The following is a 19,258-nucleotide window of genomic DNA, read 5'->3' as shown; positions in this document are numbered from 1 at the left end:
ACAAAAGCTAGGTTGTTTGTTCTATAATCCAATCTTGAGCTAATCCAATTAGCTTAGTCCATCTTGCTGGCATATTGGGAAGCTGAAGTAACTCTGGATGAATCACAGGTACTTTTCCTTCTAAGGCTGAATGAGGCCGTAGAAAGTTAAAGTATGCGACAAACAAAGTGACGAAAGAAACAGATCCATGATCAGATCCAAACCCATGAGTCGAGCGATAATTTCCTTTAAACGTTCGATTGAGTCGTTCAATAATTTGCTTGAGTGGTCGGTATTCTGTTGATACTGGATCTTCGTTGGTTAATCCAATGACTTGCTTCACATCAAACGAAATATCATGTTGGGCAAAGAAATGTTGGGCTAATAGGTAAATCGGATTGCCATCTACAATAAACGTGAGGTTTTTAGGGATTTCCTTCATCTTTAGAAGAACCTCATCGATAGCCAGAATGGCTGACTGAGTATCTCGATTAGGAGAAACAGGATAAGACAGAATAATCTTTTTTACGGCATCAAAAAAGAAGAATAAATAATGCCAGCGACCTTTCACTCGAATGTAGGTCTCGTCTCCACAGAATTGATCAGAAAGCTCATAAGGATAATGGTCCACATAAGGTTTAAGCATCAGTGCTACGCTATTTTCGTAATTCAAAATGCTTTGGTGGGAGATGGATACACCATGTACATCCTTCATGAGTGCAGCTGTTTTACGGGCTGACAACCCATAGTTCACATGGTAGGTCAAAATCAGTCCCAATGTATGTGGCGACACATATAGTCTTGATAAATCTAACTTTGGTTTCTGAGGTGAACGCTTCGATAAGGGTTGGTAATCGATACGAAACTGACGGAAAATATAACGCATTTTAAATGCCTGTGGATCCTTTTTAAACTGTTTTTTCTCTTTTGAAGATAGTCCATTTTGTTTCTTTTGGTAATAAGAACAGTCGTTGTTTTTACACTTGAATACATCGAAATCTTTTCTCTCTTTGACCTTTTCAAGCGTTTTAGCACAGTGAGGACATTTTAAAATTGCCTCTTTTGAATAATGATTTTTTTGGTTAAACAAACATGTACACACCTTGCATTGATACTGTCCCTTGTCTCCGTTATTTGCATAAAGAAAATCAGATGGAGCACCACACTTTGGACATTTTATGCTGGAAGGAACAGTTGTTTTTGAATTTGAGTGTCTTCGAACAGGTTTAAGGGGTTTCCCATTTTTCTCCTGATACTCATTCAAAAGAAGTTTATAATCAAACTTTTGTAGGGTTTCGATGATTGGGAGGTCGTCTACCTGTAGTTTTCGATAAGGCTTATTTACAGGTTTTTCTACAGGTTTATCAAACATACTTTTCCCAATCAAAAGAGTGAATAATGTTCGAATAACCTGATCTTGGTACTTAATAAAAGTAAGTAAATAGGTTATAATTTGAGGGTACAATTTGTCACTTCCTATTCTAGGTTGTTGGGTGTGTGGTAACCTCAATTATCCTTAGAATTCAGGGGGTGGCAATTTTTTTGCTCAAAAAGCCCCGCTATTATAGGATATAATAGCCTATTTCTATATAAAGTTTTGACAATACGACAGAGAATATGGGAGGACAGTAATGGATAAGCATCTATTCTTATTGGGTGGGGGCCCGCCATTTACTTGCAAAATGGCAAAAAAATTTACGGAATTGGTCTCTGCACGAGCTGGGAAAATATCTTTGCTTATTCTAGAAAGAGCAAATTGGACAGATTATATGCCCAAGTATACAAAAGTATTGAAGGAAAACGGGATAATGGAATTTCAATATATACCTTTACCAACTGTTTCAGTGGAAGAGGCTAAACAACTACTATTGAATAGTGCAGGAATTATCATCGGTGGCGGGAATTCTGAGCTTTATGCAGAGTATATTGCCAATACAACTATTTCAAAAATACTTAAGGAACAATTTTCGGCAGGAGTACCAATCGCCGGGTTTTCAGCTGGTGCGCTGATTAGTATGGAGAAATGTATTATTTCAGCAAAAGATAATGCGGATGGAGTTTTTAAATATAAAGCTGGATTAGGTTTGTTAAAAGATACGGTTATTGCCGTTCATTTTAGTGAGTGGATGGATGAAAGCCATTTAAGAACTGCGGTCAAAATGTTTCAACCTCGCTTTAATTTTGGAATCGACGAAGGCACTGGAATGTATTGGTGTAATAATACATTAATGGGGACAGAAGGAAAGGGAGTTTATCGGTTAAAAAAAGATCATCTTGAAAAAATAGATAAACCAATGTAGATAATCATTTCATAAAATTTTACACAATCAAATAATTAGCATAAAAAACTAATTATCAATAGGTAAAATACTTATGAAAAATGGAGCATTATTCCATCTTAGGTTGACGACAATCAAAGCAGCTGGATGTTTAAACTCTCCTGTACTTTATTTGTAATATTGTCAGAAAAATCTGTTGTTTTTATATAAAAAGAATGGTTAAAATAAATGGGAGAGAGGAGAGGTAGTATGATACAAACAACGGAACAGATTTACATAAGATTATTTGAAGAAAAAGATGCAGAAGGATTATGGCAGCTCGAATTAACGAATAGAGAATTTTTCGAAGCTTATTCCATTGCTCGCAAGGAAGAGTTTTATACATTAGATTTTCAGCAGCAATTAATTAAAACATGGAAAGAAAATGAGAAAAAAGATGTCGATTATCACTTTGGGATATTCTTAAAAGAATCAGATGCGTTAATTGGAAGTGTTAATCTCTATATGGTAAGAAGAGAACCTGCTCACAATGCTATTGTTGGTTATGTCCTTGATAAAAATCAAAATGGTAAGGGTTATATGACTATCGCTGTAAAGCAATTAGTTGATTATGCATTTAATACCCTTCATTTGCACCGATTAGAAGCAGGTGTGATGCCGCATAATATCGGTTCGATTCGTGTATTAGAAAAGGCTGGTTTTCACAAAGAAGGAATAGCAAAAAGTAATGTGAAAATTAATGGACAATGGAAAGATCATCAAATACTGGCTATTATTAATCCTAATGATTAAGTAAAAATAAATAATAAGGAAACTTTTTCCTGCTTCGTCCGTAAGTAGTTTTAGAAGCAGAAGGAGGAGGAAGCCGGATGATAGCAGACTTACAAACAATTGAGCAGCAATTAAAAAATAACGAAACGATAAAAGGAACAATCAGATGTTCATTGGAAGTGTTTATTTATAGAAAGATAGTTCGTCCAGGTATCCTTGCAGCAACTGAAAAACGATTAATCTTCTGTGCGGATTCCATTACTGGAAATGAATTGAATGAAAGCTTTGAGTATGTAAATATGGAAGATATTCAGTTAAAGCAGGGAATGCTGAATCAGTACATAGCGATTAAATATAAAAAGGATACATTGAAATTTAAACAAATTACGAGTGAGAATGTAGAGGACTTTATTACAAAAATTAAATCGTATAATAGCCTTTGATTAGATGTTTAAGATGATAGAAAATGGATCGAAGTAAAGGCTATGTTTTAGATAGTAAATATAAGTAAAAAGAATACGACAGGCCGAAAAGGAAATTATTCGGAGCCTATCGTATTCTTTTTACGTATTAATAGTTGCTTCAGAGGTAGGAGCGAAGTTTGTGATTTCTAAGACGACAGGAGTGTCTGCAATAATAGTAGAACCATCTGGAACTGTTATGACTAATCCTCCAACACCAGTTGCTCCTGCTGTATATGTTAGAAGATCCTCCATTTGAAGTACTCCGTTAACATATACATTGAAATAACTATTATCAGCAGTTAGTTCTGGTAATGTTGTTGCTGCATCGCCAGTATCTGTCATAAAATCAGCTGCATCAATTTCTAATGTATCAGCACCTGTAATAAGGTCAGTAACAATATAAAAAAACCGATCAACTGTTGGAGCAGTGTCAATGTCAAGTGCTGCACTAACAGCAAGCTTCATAATTTGTAAGGGCATACGTTTCACCACCTTATACCATTATACTTCATGTTATGAAAGTAAACTGATAATGACTAGACATAATGGAAATATTCACAATATGTGCACCATCTGACTCTCTATTTATAAAATAACTATTATGGTTAAAAAAGGTGGGGAAGATGGAAAAACGACAAAAAGTGCCAAAACCATATTTGATGATGCCTGAAATACCTTCTGCAGAGATTTGTATACACATACCTAAAAAAATAATGGTATTAGAATATTTCGCTATTGCAGATGGAAGTAAGCATATTTTTACAGAAGAAGATGGAGTAAAAGAGTTAGGAAAACAAAAAATTCTAGATCCTTCAAAAGTTTCTTACATGAATTTGTTTATTAACGCTGTTTTACAGCCGAAGGAAAATTATGAAGTGACTCAAGGAATGATTTGTCTAAAAACAGAAGATGTTCCGATATGTGGAGCGACTGTAGTGTTGCAAATGTTTATAGTATAAAGATAAAGGTCTGTCTTAAAAATGAAGGCAGGCTATATTTTAATTCACAATAATGTGTTTAAAGAAGAAAGGGTGACTGAGATGAAAGTAATCTCGATTGGAAAAGGAAACACTATCTTAAAATATGAATCTGTTGCTTCTAGCTACTGTAAAATAATGAAGACAGAGGAAGCAACGAACATTGGGATTATCTCTATAGAGCCTAACGGAATCTTAGGCTATCATCAAGCTCCAGTTCCACAACTATTCTATGTTGTGGAGGGAGAGGGATGGATTAGAGATGGTTCTGAAGAGAAGATTCCAATTAAAAAGGGATATGCTGTATTTTGGGAGCAAGGAGAATGGCATGAAGCAGGATCAAATACCGGCTTGACTGCAGTAGTTATTCAAGCGGTAAACTTAAAAAATCCTTTTTAACAATACATAACTAAATATCCAGTCTCTCTCATAAAATATAAACAGAAAAAGACAAATTACTAAATGGAGATGTGGGGATTAAAATGAAGAATAAACGATTCCTATTGAAGATTTTCTTTCTTGGAATTATCGCTTTCTTTTTTATTGATTTTCTAATTCATGCAAGAATTATGATTGTTTATCCAATGAAGATTAGCTTTATATTTTTTATCGTTTTTATTAGCATATTATTTTATTTCTATCATCGAATGCGAAAAAGGTAGCTTGTACCATAAAAAATTTCATTTTCGATAAAAAAATCATCTCATGGGGAAATCCCATGAGATGAAAAATAAACATCATTATTTTTGTTTTATTACTCTTTTATAAATATAAAGCCCGATGAAAGCAAGTCCTATAATGGCAATAAGCGCGTATGCGACATTTGAGTATAAATCCATGTAATGAACGATATCTTCCCATGAGTCACCCACTGCCGCCCCAATGCGAATTAGAACAAAATTCCATGTGAAAGTACCAATTGTTGTTAAAAATAAAAAGATACCAAAATTCATTTTTGCCATACCTGCTGGAAGCGAAATTAAGCTGCGAATAAGTGGAATAAAGCGACAGAAAAAGACTGTCCAATAGCCATATTTTTCAAACCAACGATCTGCTTTATATAGGTCTTCTCTTTTTAATCGGAGGATATGCCCCCATTTATCAACAATTTTTTCTAATCTTTTTATTTCTAAAATGGAACCGATGTAATAAAGAATGATTGCTCCAAGAACCGATCCAATTGTAGAAACAATGACAACTCCTGTTACAGTCATCCCTGTTTTTACAGTCATCGCACCTCCAAAGGTTAAGATTACTTCTGAAGGAATAGGGGGGAAGATATTTTCGAGCGTAATTAACAAAAGTATACCTATGTATCCGAAATTTTCCATTGTTTCTAAAATCCAATTTTCCATTCACTGCACTCCTTAAACTACTATTTCAATTGTTTTCCTATTTACACACATAACCGTATCTTATCATAAGGAGATAAAATCTTCTAATAATATCTTATTTATACGAGATACATATCATTCATTTTTCCTATAAGGTGATGTTGTTATTTGGTAAACATGCAAAAATAAGGATGAAAAAATGAAGAGTTTTCTAGATTGGAGCAAGCAGATGTTTGATTTTGGAGGATACACAACAATGGTATTATGAATCATTCCCAGAAGTAATGGAAGAAGAATTAGATGATGAAGAATATGCATCTTATCAAACAACGGAGCGCTTTCCCTATATTCTATTGGGTGCAAACTCAAAGTGGGGAAGTGGCTATGAATCTACTATTTATATTGAAACAGATGGAAAAGGCATGATTATATCAACTGAAAAGAGTCAGTACTATTTTCGAACCTCTAAATCTATCTTAAGAGGGAGGTAGCAATAAAATGAGGTATAAATGGTTATGGTGTTTACTAGTTGTAGTAATGATTGCTATATGTTTGTGTATTTTCCTTCCCATAACTGATAATCATCGTACGCCTTCTTCAATCCCAAATGAAAATCGTTTAAAGAAAATGATTTTAGACACTGGTGAATTAAATATAGATACTATTTTAAAACAAATTGCCTTAGATGGTAAGCATGTTTTTATTCCTCATCTTTCTAGTGATAAACAATATGGCTATAGTTTATTAGAATGGAAAGATAATAAATGGGAAGTAATCTATATAACATCGACAGGGGAACCACTCCTATGGAAAATTGAAAATGAATCCGGTACAATACCGAACTCATTTTGAACAAGTTGCCTAATGAAATAACCGTGTCTAACTTTTAGGGGTCACTACACAATAGATATCAAAAACGATTAAACGGCCTTAGCCCTATGGAATATAGAGTTAAAGCCGCTTAGATCTTTTTTATTATTTCCACTGTCTACTTGACAGTGGGCAGTTCACTTTGCATGTACGTATAATCGTTCGGGGTTATTTGATTGAAAATACTTATGTCCCTGCTTCCATAAAAGTTTAGTTCTCAAATTTTGGCTTCATTTTCACAATAAAGACAATAGACAGAACAGCAACTACCCCTAAGAATATTTCAATTACAACTAGGTTTGTCACAGTTCCTGCTTGATAAAGTGCTGGCAAGAAATTAATAGCAGCATGAATAAGTATCGCGTAAATAACATACTTAAATTTTTGCTGTCTAACCGCATATAGTAGTAAAATCGATAAAGCAAGATGCAAAGCTAATGCAAAGACTCGTTCTAAACCGCCAGTCGCAAACAGCATTATATTTGCCTGTTCAAATTGTTCCTTTATGCTGTTAATTTCTTCAGGGGTGGCTGCGGCACCTAATATCGTTTCTAAGTTTCCGGTTTTTATCATGGAGGAGATAAGCAGAGAATTCAGCGCACTCATACCACCAATAAATATAGCTTCTATTCCACCATGTCCTAATCCATAGGAAAGTCCATCATTAAATTGATGATGGTTTTTCAATAAAACCGTAAAAGCAAAATAGCGCCCAATTTCTTCAAAAAGACCAGCAGCTAGGCCTCCATATAATGCAAAGATATAAGGATTCGTGCTCCATTTTAATTCAGTGCCAGTTGGAGCAAGCACTAGGAAATGAACGACTTTTTCTAAGATCTGTGAAAATACAATAAAGATAAGTATACCAATAAGTAAAGACTTCCATGACATCATTTTTTTTCTTTGTAAATATACCATAAGCAAGATAGGAAGTAACACAGCAAGTAATACTTGTAGAGAGATTCCTATATAAACAGAATTCATTATTTTTTCCCCTCTCATGCTATTTTCATCTGTTATATTAAGTCTATAACAGATTGAAGTTGTACGTCAATGAGTATTCGGTTAAACAAATTCTAAAAGAAAATAAAAAAGGAAGTGATCAAAATGATTGAATTAAGAGGGAAATATAATACTGCTAAAGTATTTACGGATCAATTAGAGGAAATGGCTGAGACACAGATAAAAGGAATTATGTAATCAGGAATTTGCTCAAAACAGCAAGATACGAATTATACCAGATACACACGCTAGAGTCGGTTGTACAATTGGAACAACAATGACGATTCAAGACAAAATTGTCCCTAATTTAGTCGGGGTAGATATCGGCTGTGGGATTGCAGTAGCGAAAGTAAATATAGGCACAAAAGAAATTAATTTTGACGAATTAGATGAGACTATCCGCAAATTTATTCAAGTGGTTTCTCCATCAGAGATAAAGCACATTCATACATGGAGCAAATTAATTTAGAGGAAGTGAAAGCGCCAATAAATCGTAGAAGGGCAGAACAAAGTATTGGCACCTTAGGTAGGGGAAACCATTAATCCATCTTAGAGACCCCAAAAATAGGAGCCTCACTTTCTATTTGTTTTTCCTAGAATAGTATTCTCCAAACTAACGTATAACACCATCGTTCAAAATGGCATGTACCCCTTTTACACGATTAACAATCTGTGTAATCCGTAAATCAACAGTAACACTTGCTAATGCAGTCGCTTCAGTTCGGGAAATAGAATAAAGTTGCGTCATTAAAGAAATCATATCAGCCAAAGCAATCTCCGTTGCTTTATTTAAATCTTCATCAAATCCGAATGTAATCCAGCCTGTTGGGGTTTTGGCTCTCGGATAGGTTAATTGTAAATCTTCTCTTACCACTAGCGTAATATCTACATGATCCATTGGACATTCAATCGCAGTGCCGGAGATTTCTCCATCCCCTTGCAATGCATGTCCATCTCCAATAGAAAAAAGAGCATCTTCAACTGAAATAGGCAAAAATAAGCTGCTACCTTTCACGATTTCCTTACAATCAATATTGCCACCACAATATCTAGGTGGGGAGGTAGAATGGACTCCGGCTTCTTTTGGAGCGACCCCGAGAACCCCCATAAACGGCTGCAAAGCAACATGAAATGATTTAGAATGAATGGAAGTAGAACCAATCATCTTCTCCGAATCTAATTCCCAATCCAATTGAATTCGATCTGTATTAGCGATGCCAATCGCATTATTTTGCCAATTCGCCATCCCGCCAGCCCAATTGCGTCCATACCATCCAGGAACTATATCGTTTAATTTTACTTCTAATACCATCCCAGGTTTTGCTCCTTTAATAGCAATTGGACCAATCATAGGATGCTGTGGTTTTTCCTCTTGTTCTCTTGAAGAGTAAATACGATATTCCTCGTTTTTTGAGGTAGAATAGCCCCATTCAATATCCAATGTTTTTAAAGTAATCGAGTCACCTGAATCCACCGTTAAAATCGGTTTATAGCTACTGCTGAAGGAACCATGTAAATTTTGCTGCTTCAATGATAATGAATGGTGCATAAATTATCCTCCTAAAAGTCATTTTCCCTTCTATTCGATAAAAATAGGCACAATCCTTTAAGACATCAAAAAATACTTATCTTCTTTTTGATAAACTATAAACTTTCGTAGCAATAATATTTGGCGTTATCCGCTCTTTTAAAGTTGGAAAAACAGAACCAACATATTCTTCTGGATTGCGAATATATGCTTTTTCGTACATATAAATGGTAAACGAACAAGATACGCGAACGTAAATATCTCCATCCATATCGTATGGTTCTGATATCGAAATAACTTCAAAGGAATCATCAAATTTATTTTTTTTACCATTAATTTTCTTTGTTACATTGTCTTTATATTTCGTTGTTCTCATTGGCTTGTAATGAAAATCAACAATACCAATTGCCTGAATCATTTCATCCTCCCAGATATATCTTTAGAACAAATATTATACCATTTATTTTTAAGAAATTTAGAAGGATTTATTATTTAAAAATTCAAAATTCATGTTAGTATGAAAAAAGAAGGGATTAACTTGGTTTTATTTCTTGATTGTAACTTTCATAGGAATGACAATTACTCTTTTACAAGGAGGTAGCATGAAAAAACGTATTATTGGAATATTCGTTTTTAATGAGGTTGAAGTTTTGGATGTTGCAGGACCATTCGAAGTTTTTTCTTTAGCTGGAGGGGATAATAAATTATTCTGTGTCTACACCATTTCAGAAAAAGGAGGAATGATTACAGCAAGGAATGGATTGAAGATAGAAGCAGACTATTCTTTTGAAAACCAACCTGCTCTAGATATGCTTGTTGTACCTGGTGGATATGGTGCAGAAGAAATCGAAATACATAACCGTGCGGTAATTAATTGGATTCAAGATCAATCGCACCGAGTAGAATATATGACTTCTGTCTGTACTGGAGCTTTTTTATTGGCTAAAGCAGGTATATTGGACGGGATAAAGGTGACAACTCACTGGATGGATATCGATCGATTGGAAAGGGAATTTCCGAATATTTTGGAGAAAAGGAATGTAAAATTTGTGGATGAGGGAAAAATTTTAACTTCAGGTGGAATATCAGCGGGGATCAATATGTCTTTTCACTTGGTAGCGAAATTATATGGAAAAGAAGTCGCAAAGGAAACTGCCAAAAGGATGGAGTATGATATTAAGTTAGATTGAGAGACAAATATATAGGTAGTGTCAAAAGATTTATGAAAACTACCTAAAGGGTTAGTTTCTCTCCTATTTACTGGATGGAGATGCGCCGCAATCGCTCTTGACAAACACGCCAATGGTTTGAGGATTGTTTAACAAGGGCGAAGGGAACAAAAGAAGGCATACCAAATAAGCCCTTGGTTGTTTCCATTTTAAACCATTGGCAAGTTCGGTTTGTCAAGAGTTCGCTCCGCCGATTGCTGAATTAGCTTAAGGGCTCAGCTAAACAAAAAGTTAGGCTTGTCTTTGTTCTACTATCCATTGTTGTGCTAATCCAATGAGCTTTGTCCAACGTGCTGGCATTGTTGGAAGCCCCTTGAGTTCTGGATTCACTACGGGCACTTTTCCTTCTAAGGCGGCATGCGGACGCAAAAAGTTAAAGTAGGCCGTAAATAAGGTGACGTATGAAATGGAACCATGTTCAGAGCCGAATCCATGAGTGGAGCGATAATTGCCCTTAAAGGTGCGGTTAAGTCTCTCAATTATTTGTTTCAGTGGTCTATATTCGGTCGAAACAGGGTCCTCATTGGTTAATCCAATGACCTGCTTCACATCGAATGAAATCCCATGTTGAGCGAAGAAATGTTGGGCTAAAAGATAGATTGGATTCCCGTCTACCACAAAGGTCAGATTTTCTGGAATCTCTTTCATCTTGATTAAGACCTCATCAATTGCTCGAATGGCTGTTGCTGTGTCTCGATTAGGCGACACCGGATACGAAAGAATAATCTTTTTCACGGCGTCAAAAAAGAAAAATAAATAATGCCATCGACCGTTTACTCTGATATACGTTTCATCACCGCAGAATTGGTCTGAAAGTTCATAGGGATAGTGATCCACATAAGGTTTAAGTAATAAAGCTACGCTATTTTCGTAGTTCAATACAGTCTGATGTGAAATCATCACTCCGTGTACGTCCTGCATAATCGCAGCTGTTTTACGGGCCGAAAGGCCATAGTTTACATGATAGGTTAGGATTAATCCTAATGTATGTGGTGATGCATAAATCTTTGATAAGTCAACGGCCGGCAGTTCTGGTGATTCCTTGGATAACGGCTGGAAATCGATATGAAACTGACGGAAAATGTATCTTAATTTAAATGCTTGAGGGTCCTTTTTGAACCTTTTCTTTTCTTTTGAAGTCATCCCATTGAGCTTCTTTTGATAATAAGAACAGTCATTGTTCTTGCACTTAAACACGTGAAAATCTTTTCTTTCTTTTATTTTCTCGAGAGTTTTGGAACAATGAGGACACTTCAGGATGGCTTCCTTAGAATAACGGTTCTTTTCACTGAAGAGCTCTGTACACACCTTGCATTGATACTGGCCTTTATCTCCATTGTTGGCATAAAGATAATCTGATGGAGCACCACACTTTGGGCAGTTCATGGATTTAGGTACGGAAACTTTTGCATTCTTACGCCTTTGAACAGGTTTAAGTGGTTTCCCGTTCTTCTCTAGATATTCACTAAGAAGAACTCGATAATCAAGCTGTTCCAGAACTTCAATGACCGGAAGGTCGTCCACTTGAAGTTTTCGATATGGTTTATTTACTGGCTGTTCAGTAGGCTTATCAAACATACTCTTACCAATCAATAAAGTAAGCAATGTTCGAATTAGTTGTTCTTGATAGTTTATAAAAGTTAATAAATAGGTTATAATTTGAGGGTACAAATTGTCACTTCCTTTTCTAGGTTGTTGAGAGTGTCGTAACCTCAATTATCCTTAGAATTCAGGGGGTGGCAATTTTTTTGCTTATAAAGCCCTCTCAGATAGGATTTAATAACCTATTTACTATAAAAGTTTTGACAATACGAATATATAGGTGGGGGTTAGATAATGAAAACCATTTCCGTCTTGCATTACGATGCGTTTACAGAGCATCCAAATCAAGGAAATCCTGCAGGAATAGTTTTAGAAGGGGAAAAATTTAACGAGTCAGAAATGCAAAAAATAGCGGAGAAAGTAGGCTTTAATGAAACATCCTTTGTTTTGCCATCAAATATTGCCGATTTGAGAATACGTTATTTTACACCAGGACATGAAATGAATCTTTGCGGTCATGCAACAATTGCTACAGTTTTTGCGTTAAAAGCAAATGGGCATCTTCCTGAAAAAGAGACGATTTTGATTGAGACGAGAGCAGGGATTCTACCTATTCGAATTAATCAAAAGGAACAGTCAACCCCTTCTATTATTATGAAACAAATACCTGCACAATTTAAAGAATTTAACGGTTCAAGAAAAGAATTGGCAGAGGCAATTGGCATCGCAGAATCTGATTTAGATGTAAATCAGCCTATCCTTTATGGAAGTACAGGGATATGGACATTGCTTGTTCCAATAAAGAGTTTACATGTATTTTCACAAATGGTTCCAAAAAATGATTTGTTCCCGTCCATTTTAAAAGAGATTCCAAATGCATCTGTTCACCCATTTTGCCTCGAAACTTTTGAGGGAGAAGCAACAATGCATGGTAGACATTTTTCATCTCCTTTTTCTGGTACGATAGAAGATCCTGTCACAGGAACAGCTTCTGGAGTGATGGGAGCCTATTACGTTACTTATATAAATGATAAGGGAAAGAACCAACCTATTGTTATCGAGCAAGGCAAGGAAATAGGTCGGAATGGAAAAGTTTCTGTCACCGTTTCCGATAAGGATGATCAACTGGATGTTGAGATAAGTGGGACTGCAGTATTTGTTAAGGAAATTAAAATAATATTAGAATGATATATTGATTAGAAAAGGAGATTTAGATGGAAAGATTAGAACCAATAGAAGCAGCTCGTCTTTTTATTGATAAATATTTTACTAATTGCAACGCAGCGGTTTTAGCGGGAAGTGTGGTAAGAGGACAAGCGACAGCAACATCGGATCTTGATATAGTCGTTTTTGATGAACAAATCGAATCTTCCTTCAGAGAGTCTGTATGTGAATTTGGGTGGCCTATCGAAGTCTTTGTACATAATTTATCCTCTTACAAGGATTTTTTCTTAATGGATTATCATATAGCGAAACCATCTATGCAACGAATGGTAACAGAAGGAATCGTGTTGAGGAATGATGGCGTTCTAAATGATATAAAACAAGAGGCAGAAAAAATGTTAGTAGCTGGTCCTAAAGAATGGTCGGAGGAAACAATTAGAACGAAGCGATACTTTATTTCGGACGTATTAGATGATTTTATTGGTTCTACTAATGAACAAGAAGCTATTTTTATCGCAAGTTCGTTAAGTATGCTTCTTCATGAATTTGTCTTAAGAGTAAATAACCAGTGGATAGGAACTTCGAAATGGATGGTTCGATCTTTACGTCAATATGATTTAACTTTCGCTGATAAATTTATTGAGGCGTTTCAAGTTTTTTATCGAACAGGGGAAAAGACAAAAGTAATTTTACTTGCGGAACAAGTGCTAGATCCATATGGTGGAAAGTTATTTGCTGGGTTTTCACTTGGGAAGAAATGAAAAGAGATGTGCGGATAACCAAAATGTTAAATTAAAAATGTGTGTTTAGCAATCTATCTTGTACGATTGATAGGAGGAAGTTTAGAGGAGGGGGGATATAAGATGACTATTATTGGTGTGCATCATGTCCAAATTACGATTCCAAAAGGTACTGAACAAGAGGCAAAGAATTTTTATTGTGAAGTATTAGAATTAACGGAGATAGAGAAGCCATTATCCTTACAAGGTAGAGGTGGTTTTTGGTTAACACTTGGAAACATGGATGTTCATGTTGGTACGGAGGATGGATTTGATCGGTATTCAACAAAATCTCATCTTGCTTATCAAGTAGATAGTATGATTGTATGGAAAAATAAGCTTAGTAAACTAGGCGTAAAGATTGCAGATTCTATTGCGATTGAAGGATATGAGCGCTTTGAATTCCGTGATCCATTTGGAAATCGTGTAGAGATAATTGAAAGAAAGAAATAGAAATAGCTGTTCTTTTGCGATTGAGAGATAATAATATGCTAAACTAGTAGAAAAATACATAAAGGAGTCAACCGATGAAAGAAGGATTTATCGAAGTAACAGGTGGAAAGGTTTGGTATGTTATCCATAATCAACAAGCAACAGGAATACCACTCCTTGTTTTGCATGGTGGACCTGGCTCTAGTTCTTACTCTCTACAAGGATTAAAAGATTTGGCAATCAATCGGCCAGTCATTTTGTATGATCAGTTGGGATGTGGAAAATCGGATCGACCAGAGGACGATTCACTCTGGACGTTGGATCGATTTGTCGAAGAAGTTGGGCTTGTTCGGAAAGCGTTAGAGCTAAATGAGGTACATATTCTTGGTCATTCATGGGGAACAACTCTTGCAGCAGCCTATTATTTTAGTGAGCCAGAAGGAATTGGTAGTATTATTTTTTCAAGTCCTTGTTTAAGTGCTCCGTTATGGGAAGAAGATCAAAAGAAAAATCTTACTTTATTACCGAAAGAAATTCAAGAAACGATTAAAAGAAGTGAAGCAAATGGAACGACTGATTCATCAGCCTTCCAAAAAGCAATTGAAGTGTTCAATGATCATTTTGTATGTCGATTAAAGCCTTATCCTGAACATCTTAAACAGGGCAAGCATTTTAGAAATCCCCATGTATATCAAATAATGTGGGGACCATCGGAATTCACGGTGCAAGGCAACTTAAAATCCTTTGATTGTACGGAACGATTAGCGGAAATATCGATTCCAACTTTGTATACATGTGGGCGATTTGATGAAGCAACTCCAGCATCAACGGAATATTTTAGTAGGAAAACACCAAATGCATCTTTCCATATATTTGAAAAAAGTGCCCATATGGCCTATATAGAAGAACCAGAACAATATAGACAAGTTATGAATAGATTTTTGTCTCAAATAGACCATTAAAACAAAAGAATCAAAGTAGGAGAGCCGAAAGGAGTAATAAACCTTTTGGCTTTTACTGCGCAAATAAGAAAAAATTCAGCAAATCTTTACTTATTCTTTCTGTTTTTAGGCGATTATTGGTATACTACAGAATAGAGGTTCTACATCTTGGAAAGATGTAAATAACGATTTTAAAAGTAAAATGAGGGACAATGTGTGGAAAAAAGATCATCAAGAAAAATTGCAAGATATTCACTTATTATTATGGGAATTGGATTTATTTTAACATTCCCTTTTCAAGATAATATGTGGATTCATTTATTACATGGCGGCTTTGAGGCTGGACTTGTTGGGGGATTAGCGGACTGGTTTGCAGTTACAGCTTTATTTAGACATCCACTCGGGTTACCAATACCTCACACTGCACTATTGCCAAAGAACAGGGATAGAATGGTGAATGGATTAGTGAGTGTTTTAAAAAAGGATTGGTTATCGAAGGAAAGTATTCAGGATAAAGTGAAGAATATTCCTTTTACTGAAAAAGTCACAGCAGCTATTAAAACAAGAATTCAAACTGAACCAGTCAAAAAAGCAATGATAAAAGCTACACAACAAGCAATTAGCAATATCAATGTAGAAACGATCACTCCGTTTGTTCGAGAGCAAATGTCATCTGCTTTATCCAATGTGCAAATAAGTAATATTTTAACACTGCTTACTAATCAGTTAATTACCGAGGAAGTAGATAAAAAAGCATTGGATCATGTTTTAGTAAAAACAGAAACTTGGCTAAGAAAAGAAGAAACAGCTAGAAAACTTGGTTCTGTTTCGATGAATGTACTAAATAATGTAGAAGCAAGTGGCATGCTTCAATTCGCATTAAAGACTTTGCAAAATATTTTAACAGAAGATAAGTTAGGGCAAATTGTCCAAAACCTTTGCTTAAGTGGAATGCGAAGTCTCCAAAAAGAAGGAGAGCAAAATCGAGAAGCGCTCATTCTTTATATTCGCAAGGAGATTGAGAGCCTTCCAGAAAACGATAAGGTTTTAGAAGGAATCAATACATGGAAAGATAAAGTGTTAGACTCACTTGAATCTAATCATACGATCTTAGCAAGCGTTAAACAGGTACAAGAAAAGGCGATTGAACTTCTTGAAAACGAAGAATTCATGGAAACAAAAGTAATTCCATTTATTTTGCAATTAGTAGAAAAAATCGAAGAAAATGGCGAAAAGATTGATCCGTGGATTGTTCAACAAATCTCTAATTTTATCGAGAATAATCATGATCAAATTGGTAATTTAGTAAAAGAAAATCTCGACAAGTTAGATAATGAAACACTGGTCGATATGATTGAAAATAATGTCGGCAAAGATTTACAATGGATCCGTGTAAACGGAGCTGTATGTGGTTTTATTATTGGCCTGTTTTTAAGTGGCATTCAGTTAGTGGCGAATATATTATAAGCGTATAATTTATACCACTCTTAATGGACCCCCCTCCCCCCTCAAGCTATGAGAATACGAGGAAGGTGGGAGAGCAACTGTCCGTAAAGGTCCGCGATTGGTTCAACTAACCCTTAGTGGGGGATGAAGGAAAACCCCACTAAGGGAAGTTTCACTTTAGGATCGAAAAAAAGACAAATACATTTTCGAATAAAGGTTTTGAATTTCATCTACTAAAATAAATAATGAGGCTGGGACACAAGTATTCCAGCCAAGGATAATTCCGAACAATTATACGAAGATGCTAATGAATGTTCCGTATAATTGTTCGGGCTTTTATTTGTTTTTCAAAGGATGTTTCCATGAAGTTTGGTGCGATTCCCCGCAGCCGGAATACACTTCGCTTTCCATGGGGCTCGCGCTGAGCCGCTTCGGCCTGTGGCCTGCAGGGTCTCAGACTGTCTCGCCAATCCCTTAGGAGTCTTCGTGTATTCCGGCTGCTCTGTTTTTCCAACTAATTATATTTCCTCTTGTAAAAAGTATGCGAAAGCAGCTGCTATTTACTAGCTATATTAGAAATTGTTCGTCTTTACAGAGTATCTATTTAGTTATGTCCCATCCTCTATTATTTTTTATGAAACCTTTTTAATATACAGTTCTCTCTTTTGTGCTATTTTTTGATAAGCTTTTTGAAGGGAAAAGTAAACTAATGCTCAGCAAACCTGCTATTCCAACGATGCTATAGATAATTCGGGATAATCCTGCATGCTGCCCTCCAAAAATAGCTGCAACTAAGTCAAATTGAAATAAGCCGATAAGTCCCCAATTAATTGCTCCGATAATCATAAGTATTAAGGCAATTTTCTGTAATACACTCATCTTTATACCTCCTTTTAGATTATGTTTACTACTACCTATATACCACCTTTCAGCAAAAGTAAAAACTAAGAAATATTACCAGTTTAAGAGGAAAAAGTTTATAATAGAAAAGACTTAATTTTACAAAAATATAATCTTAATATTGGAGTGAAGATAAAACATGGCAAATGAAGAGGCGCAAACACCTATTCGCAGTACTGGGATAGCAGTTGTGTTATTGAAAAAAATAGAGGGGATGTATAAAGTCTTATTATTAAAAAGGGCAACACCGATATTGAAAGATATGTGGTGCTATTATATAGGAGGCAGCTTAGAACAAGGAGAACAAGCTTGGCAAGCAGCTTTAAGAGAAGTGAAAGAAGAAACGGGAATTACAAATTTACTACTCTACAGCACGAATACATTTGATCAAATATATTCTCCGCTAGAAAACTACATTTACATTGCGCCTGTCTTTGTTGGTTTCATAGAGGATGATGAACATGTTAGGTTAAATGATGAGCATAGTGAATATAAATGGTTATCCTTTAAGGAAGCAATCGAATATGTTTCATTACCAGGAAACGATGAAGTTCTTACACATATTGAAAAACATTTCGCAAAAAAATCACCTTTGGACTGGCTACGTGTTGGAGTCACTAAGTAAGGAGAATAGTATGGGAACTTATATCTATATGGAAAGAACATAGTAATTGGAACACATGGTGTAGTAATGACATTAATGATGGGCTATTATGACAATCAGTTTGGCTTGGATTTTTTATTAAATACGCCAAAGCCAGATATCTACCGAATGGAATTTCAAGGTAATGAACTCGTGCAAGTGCAAAGGTTGGGGTTATTAGGAAAAAATATTGATTTATAAAGGAGAGGGTTTCCATTATGAATGAGCAAAGCTCGGCTAATAAAGTGGCTTGGGAATATCGCGCCTATGAATTTTGGATGCAGAGGGATGGTCCTCCAAAGGATAAAGCGATTGAATTAAAGAAAAATCCCTTAGGAAGTTTAAAAAAACATCAAGTGTATTTTAACAATGTGGAAGGGAAAAAGATAGCGAATTTATGTGGTTCAAATGGGAGAAAAGCTGTACCATTAGCCTTATTAGGCGCAGATGTGACAATATTTGATATATCAGTGGAAAATGAACGTTATGCAAAAGAATTAGCTTACTATGCCAATATTTCCATCACCTATGTTGTTGGAGATCTTTATGATATAGATCTAGAAACTTACGGAAACTCATTTGATATGCTCTATTTAGAAGGCGGAATCTTACATTATTTTAAGGATCTTGATAAATTAATGTCGATTCTGTCCTCGCTTTTAAAAAAGAATGGAACGATGATTCTAAGTGATTATCACCCTTTTCTAAAATGCTTGAATGAAGATTTCACTGTAAAGCAAACATATTTTGATTCAGGATTACAAACAGGAGATGTTGCTTTTAAACAATTTTTTCCTGAAGAAGAACAAGTGGATTTTCCTGCTGTTTCTATCCGGTTGTATACACTTAGCGAAATCATTAATTCATTGATACCTGCTGCGTTTAAGCTAGATCGATTTGATGAACATCGTGGTTGGAAAAATGAAAATATTCCATGGGAATTTACGATTGTTGCTAGGAAATTATAAAAAAATGGAG

24 protein-coding genes and 2 pseudogenes are annotated in these 19,258 nt (G+C 35.4%); 18 read left to right on the top strand and 8 right to left on the bottom strand.

Going from position 1 to position 19,258, the window contains the following annotated elements; all coding sequences use genetic code 11:
- Nucleotides 1-7: 7 nt before the first annotated feature.
- The gene (locus HHU08_RS13940) at nt 8-1,444 is read right to left on the bottom strand and encodes a DDE-type integrase/transposase/recombinase (protein ID WP_169188705.1); all 1,437 of its coding nucleotides are present in this window, start codon (nt 1,442-1,444) and stop codon (nt 8-10) included.
- A 166-nt stretch (nt 1,445-1,610) separates the two neighbouring features.
- Between HHU08_RS13940 and HHU08_RS13935 the strand changes: the two genes are divergently transcribed.
- The 3 genes from HHU08_RS13935 to HHU08_RS13925 all read left to right on the top strand — a co-directional run bounded on the left by HHU08_RS13935 (nt 1,611) and on the right by HHU08_RS13925 (nt 3,472).
- Nucleotides 1,611-2,279 (top strand): Type 1 glutamine amidotransferase-like domain-containing protein, encoded by a 669-nt coding sequence (locus HHU08_RS13935; protein ID WP_016203898.1) that lies wholly within the window; start codon nt 1,611-1,613, stop codon nt 2,277-2,279.
- Between the two features lie 228 nt (nt 2,280-2,507).
- On the top strand, nt 2,508-3,050 hold the full coding sequence (locus HHU08_RS13930) for a GNAT family N-acetyltransferase (RefSeq protein ID WP_016203897.1): 543 nt from the start codon (nt 2,508-2,510) through the stop codon (nt 3,048-3,050).
- Between the two features lie 77 nt (nt 3,051-3,127).
- Nucleotides 3,128-3,472 carry a PH domain-containing protein gene (locus tag HHU08_RS13925; protein WP_101731046.1) on the top strand — a complete coding sequence of 115 codons (345 nt, stop codon included), beginning with the start codon at nt 3,128-3,130 and terminating at the stop codon, nt 3,470-3,472.
- A gap of 120 nt (nt 3,473-3,592) precedes the next feature.
- On the opposite strand, the gene HHU08_RS13920 is transcribed toward HHU08_RS13925, so the two are convergent.
- Nucleotides 3,593-3,973, bottom strand: a complete 381-nt coding sequence (locus HHU08_RS13920; protein WP_169188704.1) for a DUF4183 domain-containing protein — start codon at nt 3,971-3,973, stop codon at nt 3,593-3,595.
- 143 nt (nt 3,974-4,116) lie between these two features.
- Here HHU08_RS13920 and HHU08_RS13915 point away from each other — a divergent pair, with 143 nt between their 5' ends.
- The 3 genes from HHU08_RS13915 (at nt 4,117) to HHU08_RS13905 (ending at nt 5,132) form a co-directional block, all read left to right on the top strand.
- Nucleotides 4,117-4,452, top strand: coding sequence for a DUF4183 domain-containing protein (locus HHU08_RS13915; RefSeq protein WP_224428593.1), 336 nt, complete (start codon nt 4,117-4,119; stop codon nt 4,450-4,452).
- An 81-nt stretch (nt 4,453-4,533) separates the two neighbouring features.
- Nucleotides 4,534-4,869, top strand: coding sequence for a cupin domain-containing protein (locus HHU08_RS13910; protein WP_169189684.1), 336 nt, complete (start codon nt 4,534-4,536; stop codon nt 4,867-4,869).
- 83 nt (nt 4,870-4,952) lie between these two features.
- On the top strand, nt 4,953-5,132 hold the full coding sequence (locus HHU08_RS13905; RefSeq protein ID WP_101731049.1) for a hypothetical protein: 180 nt from the start codon (nt 4,953-4,955) through the stop codon (nt 5,130-5,132).
- 78 nt (nt 5,133-5,210) lie between these two features.
- Here HHU08_RS13905 and HHU08_RS13900 read toward each other — a convergent pair whose 3' ends face one another.
- The gene (locus tag HHU08_RS13900) at nt 5,211-5,825 is read right to left on the bottom strand and encodes a DedA family protein (RefSeq protein ID WP_016205386.1); all 615 of its coding nucleotides are present in this window, start codon (nt 5,823-5,825) and stop codon (nt 5,211-5,213) included.
- A gap of 212 nt (nt 5,826-6,037) precedes the next feature.
- On the opposite strand from HHU08_RS13900, the gene HHU08_RS13895 reads away from it, so the two are divergent.
- Both HHU08_RS13895 and HHU08_RS13890 read left to right on the top strand, forming a co-directional pair.
- Nucleotides 6,038-6,295, top strand: coding sequence for a hypothetical protein (locus tag HHU08_RS13895; RefSeq protein WP_205835617.1), 258 nt, complete (start codon nt 6,038-6,040; stop codon nt 6,293-6,295).
- 7 nt (nt 6,296-6,302) lie between these two features.
- Nucleotides 6,303-6,656 (top strand): hypothetical protein, encoded by a 354-nt coding sequence (locus HHU08_RS13890; protein ID WP_169188702.1) that lies wholly within the window; start codon nt 6,303-6,305, stop codon nt 6,654-6,656.
- Nucleotides 6,657-6,884: 228 nt separating this feature from the next.
- On the opposite strand, the gene HHU08_RS13885 is transcribed toward HHU08_RS13890, so the two are convergent.
- On the bottom strand, nt 6,885-7,658 hold the full coding sequence (locus tag HHU08_RS13885; protein ID WP_169188701.1) for a YhfC family intramembrane metalloprotease: 774 nt from the start codon (nt 7,656-7,658) through the stop codon (nt 6,885-6,887).
- Nucleotides 7,659-7,781: 123 nt separating this feature from the next.
- On the opposite strand from HHU08_RS13885, the pseudogene HHU08_RS13880 reads away from it, so the two are divergent.
- Nucleotides 7,782-8,216 (top strand): annotated as a pseudogene (locus HHU08_RS13880) (RtcB family protein); the annotation flags it as partial.
- A gap of 73 nt (nt 8,217-8,289) precedes the next feature.
- On the opposite strand, the gene HHU08_RS13875 reads toward HHU08_RS13880, so the two are convergent.
- Entirely contained in the window at nt 8,290-9,225 is a 936-nt protein-coding gene (locus HHU08_RS13875) for an acetamidase/formamidase family protein (protein ID WP_169188700.1), read from the bottom strand.
- Between the two features lie 76 nt (nt 9,226-9,301).
- Entirely contained in the window at nt 9,302-9,622 is a 321-nt protein-coding gene (locus HHU08_RS13870; protein WP_016205380.1) for a hypothetical protein, read from the bottom strand.
- Between the two features lie 184 nt (nt 9,623-9,806).
- On the opposite strand from HHU08_RS13870, the gene HHU08_RS13865 reads away from it, so the two are divergent.
- Nucleotides 9,807-10,394: a DJ-1/PfpI family protein gene (locus HHU08_RS13865; RefSeq protein WP_169188699.1), complete on the top strand. Its 588-nt coding sequence runs from the start codon at nt 9,807-9,809 to the stop codon at nt 10,392-10,394.
- A gap of 270 nt (nt 10,395-10,664) precedes the next feature.
- On the opposite strand, the gene HHU08_RS13860 is transcribed toward HHU08_RS13865, so the two are convergent.
- Nucleotides 10,665-12,104, bottom strand: a complete 1,440-nt coding sequence (locus HHU08_RS13860; RefSeq protein WP_169187685.1) for a DDE-type integrase/transposase/recombinase — start codon at nt 12,102-12,104, stop codon at nt 10,665-10,667.
- 165 nt (nt 12,105-12,269) lie between these two features.
- On the opposite strand from HHU08_RS13860, the gene HHU08_RS13855 reads away from it, so the two are divergent.
- The 5 genes from HHU08_RS13855 to HHU08_RS13835 all read left to right on the top strand — a co-directional run bounded on the left by HHU08_RS13855 (nt 12,270) and on the right by HHU08_RS13835 (nt 16,758).
- Nucleotides 12,270-13,163 (top strand): PhzF family phenazine biosynthesis isomerase, encoded by an 894-nt coding sequence (locus HHU08_RS13855; RefSeq protein WP_016205378.1) that lies wholly within the window; start codon nt 12,270-12,272, stop codon nt 13,161-13,163.
- A gap of 26 nt (nt 13,164-13,189) precedes the next feature.
- Nucleotides 13,190-13,900 (top strand): nucleotidyltransferase domain-containing protein, encoded by a 711-nt coding sequence (locus tag HHU08_RS13850; RefSeq protein WP_169188698.1) that lies wholly within the window; start codon nt 13,190-13,192, stop codon nt 13,898-13,900.
- Between the two features lie 102 nt (nt 13,901-14,002).
- Nucleotides 14,003-14,371 (top strand): VOC family protein, encoded by a 369-nt coding sequence (locus HHU08_RS13845; protein WP_169188697.1) that lies wholly within the window; start codon nt 14,003-14,005, stop codon nt 14,369-14,371.
- A 74-nt stretch (nt 14,372-14,445) separates the two neighbouring features.
- On the top strand, nt 14,446-15,312 hold the full coding sequence (locus HHU08_RS13840) for a proline iminopeptidase-family hydrolase (RefSeq protein ID WP_169188696.1): 867 nt from the start codon (nt 14,446-14,448) through the stop codon (nt 15,310-15,312).
- 195 nt (nt 15,313-15,507) lie between these two features.
- Nucleotides 15,508-16,758: a DUF445 domain-containing protein gene (locus tag HHU08_RS13835; protein WP_169188695.1), complete on the top strand. Its 1,251-nt coding sequence runs from the start codon at nt 15,508-15,510 to the stop codon at nt 16,756-16,758.
- A gap of 624 nt (nt 16,759-17,382) precedes the next feature.
- Here HHU08_RS13835 and HHU08_RS13830 read toward each other — a convergent pair.
- Nucleotides 17,383-17,616 carry a DUF378 domain-containing protein gene (locus HHU08_RS13830; RefSeq protein WP_101731056.1) on the bottom strand — a complete coding sequence of 78 codons (234 nt, stop codon included), beginning with the start codon at nt 17,614-17,616 and terminating at the stop codon, nt 17,383-17,385.
- Between the two features lie 160 nt (nt 17,617-17,776).
- Here HHU08_RS13830 and HHU08_RS13825 point away from each other — a divergent pair, with 160 nt between their 5' ends.
- The 3 genes and pseudogenes from HHU08_RS13825 (at nt 17,777) to HHU08_RS13815 (ending at nt 19,248) form a co-directional block, all read left to right on the top strand.
- Nucleotides 17,777-18,262, top strand: a complete 486-nt coding sequence (locus HHU08_RS13825; protein WP_169188694.1) for an NUDIX hydrolase — start codon at nt 17,777-17,779, stop codon at nt 18,260-18,262.
- Between the two features lie 30 nt (nt 18,263-18,292).
- A pseudogene (locus HHU08_RS13820) lies at nt 18,293-18,481 on the top strand (hypothetical protein); the annotation flags it as partial.
- A 17-nt stretch (nt 18,482-18,498) separates the two neighbouring features.
- On the top strand, nt 18,499-19,248 hold the full coding sequence (locus HHU08_RS13815; RefSeq protein ID WP_169188693.1) for a class I SAM-dependent methyltransferase: 750 nt from the start codon (nt 18,499-18,501) through the stop codon (nt 19,246-19,248).
- The last annotated feature ends 10 nt before the right edge of the window (nt 19,249-19,258 follow it).

The organism is Niallia alba, assembly GCF_012933555.1.
GTDB lineage: Bacteria > Bacillota > Bacilli > Bacillales > Cytobacillaceae > Niallia > Niallia alba.
Note: the sequence above shows the minus strand (reverse complement) of the source record. Positions and strands in the feature narration are given on the sequence as shown.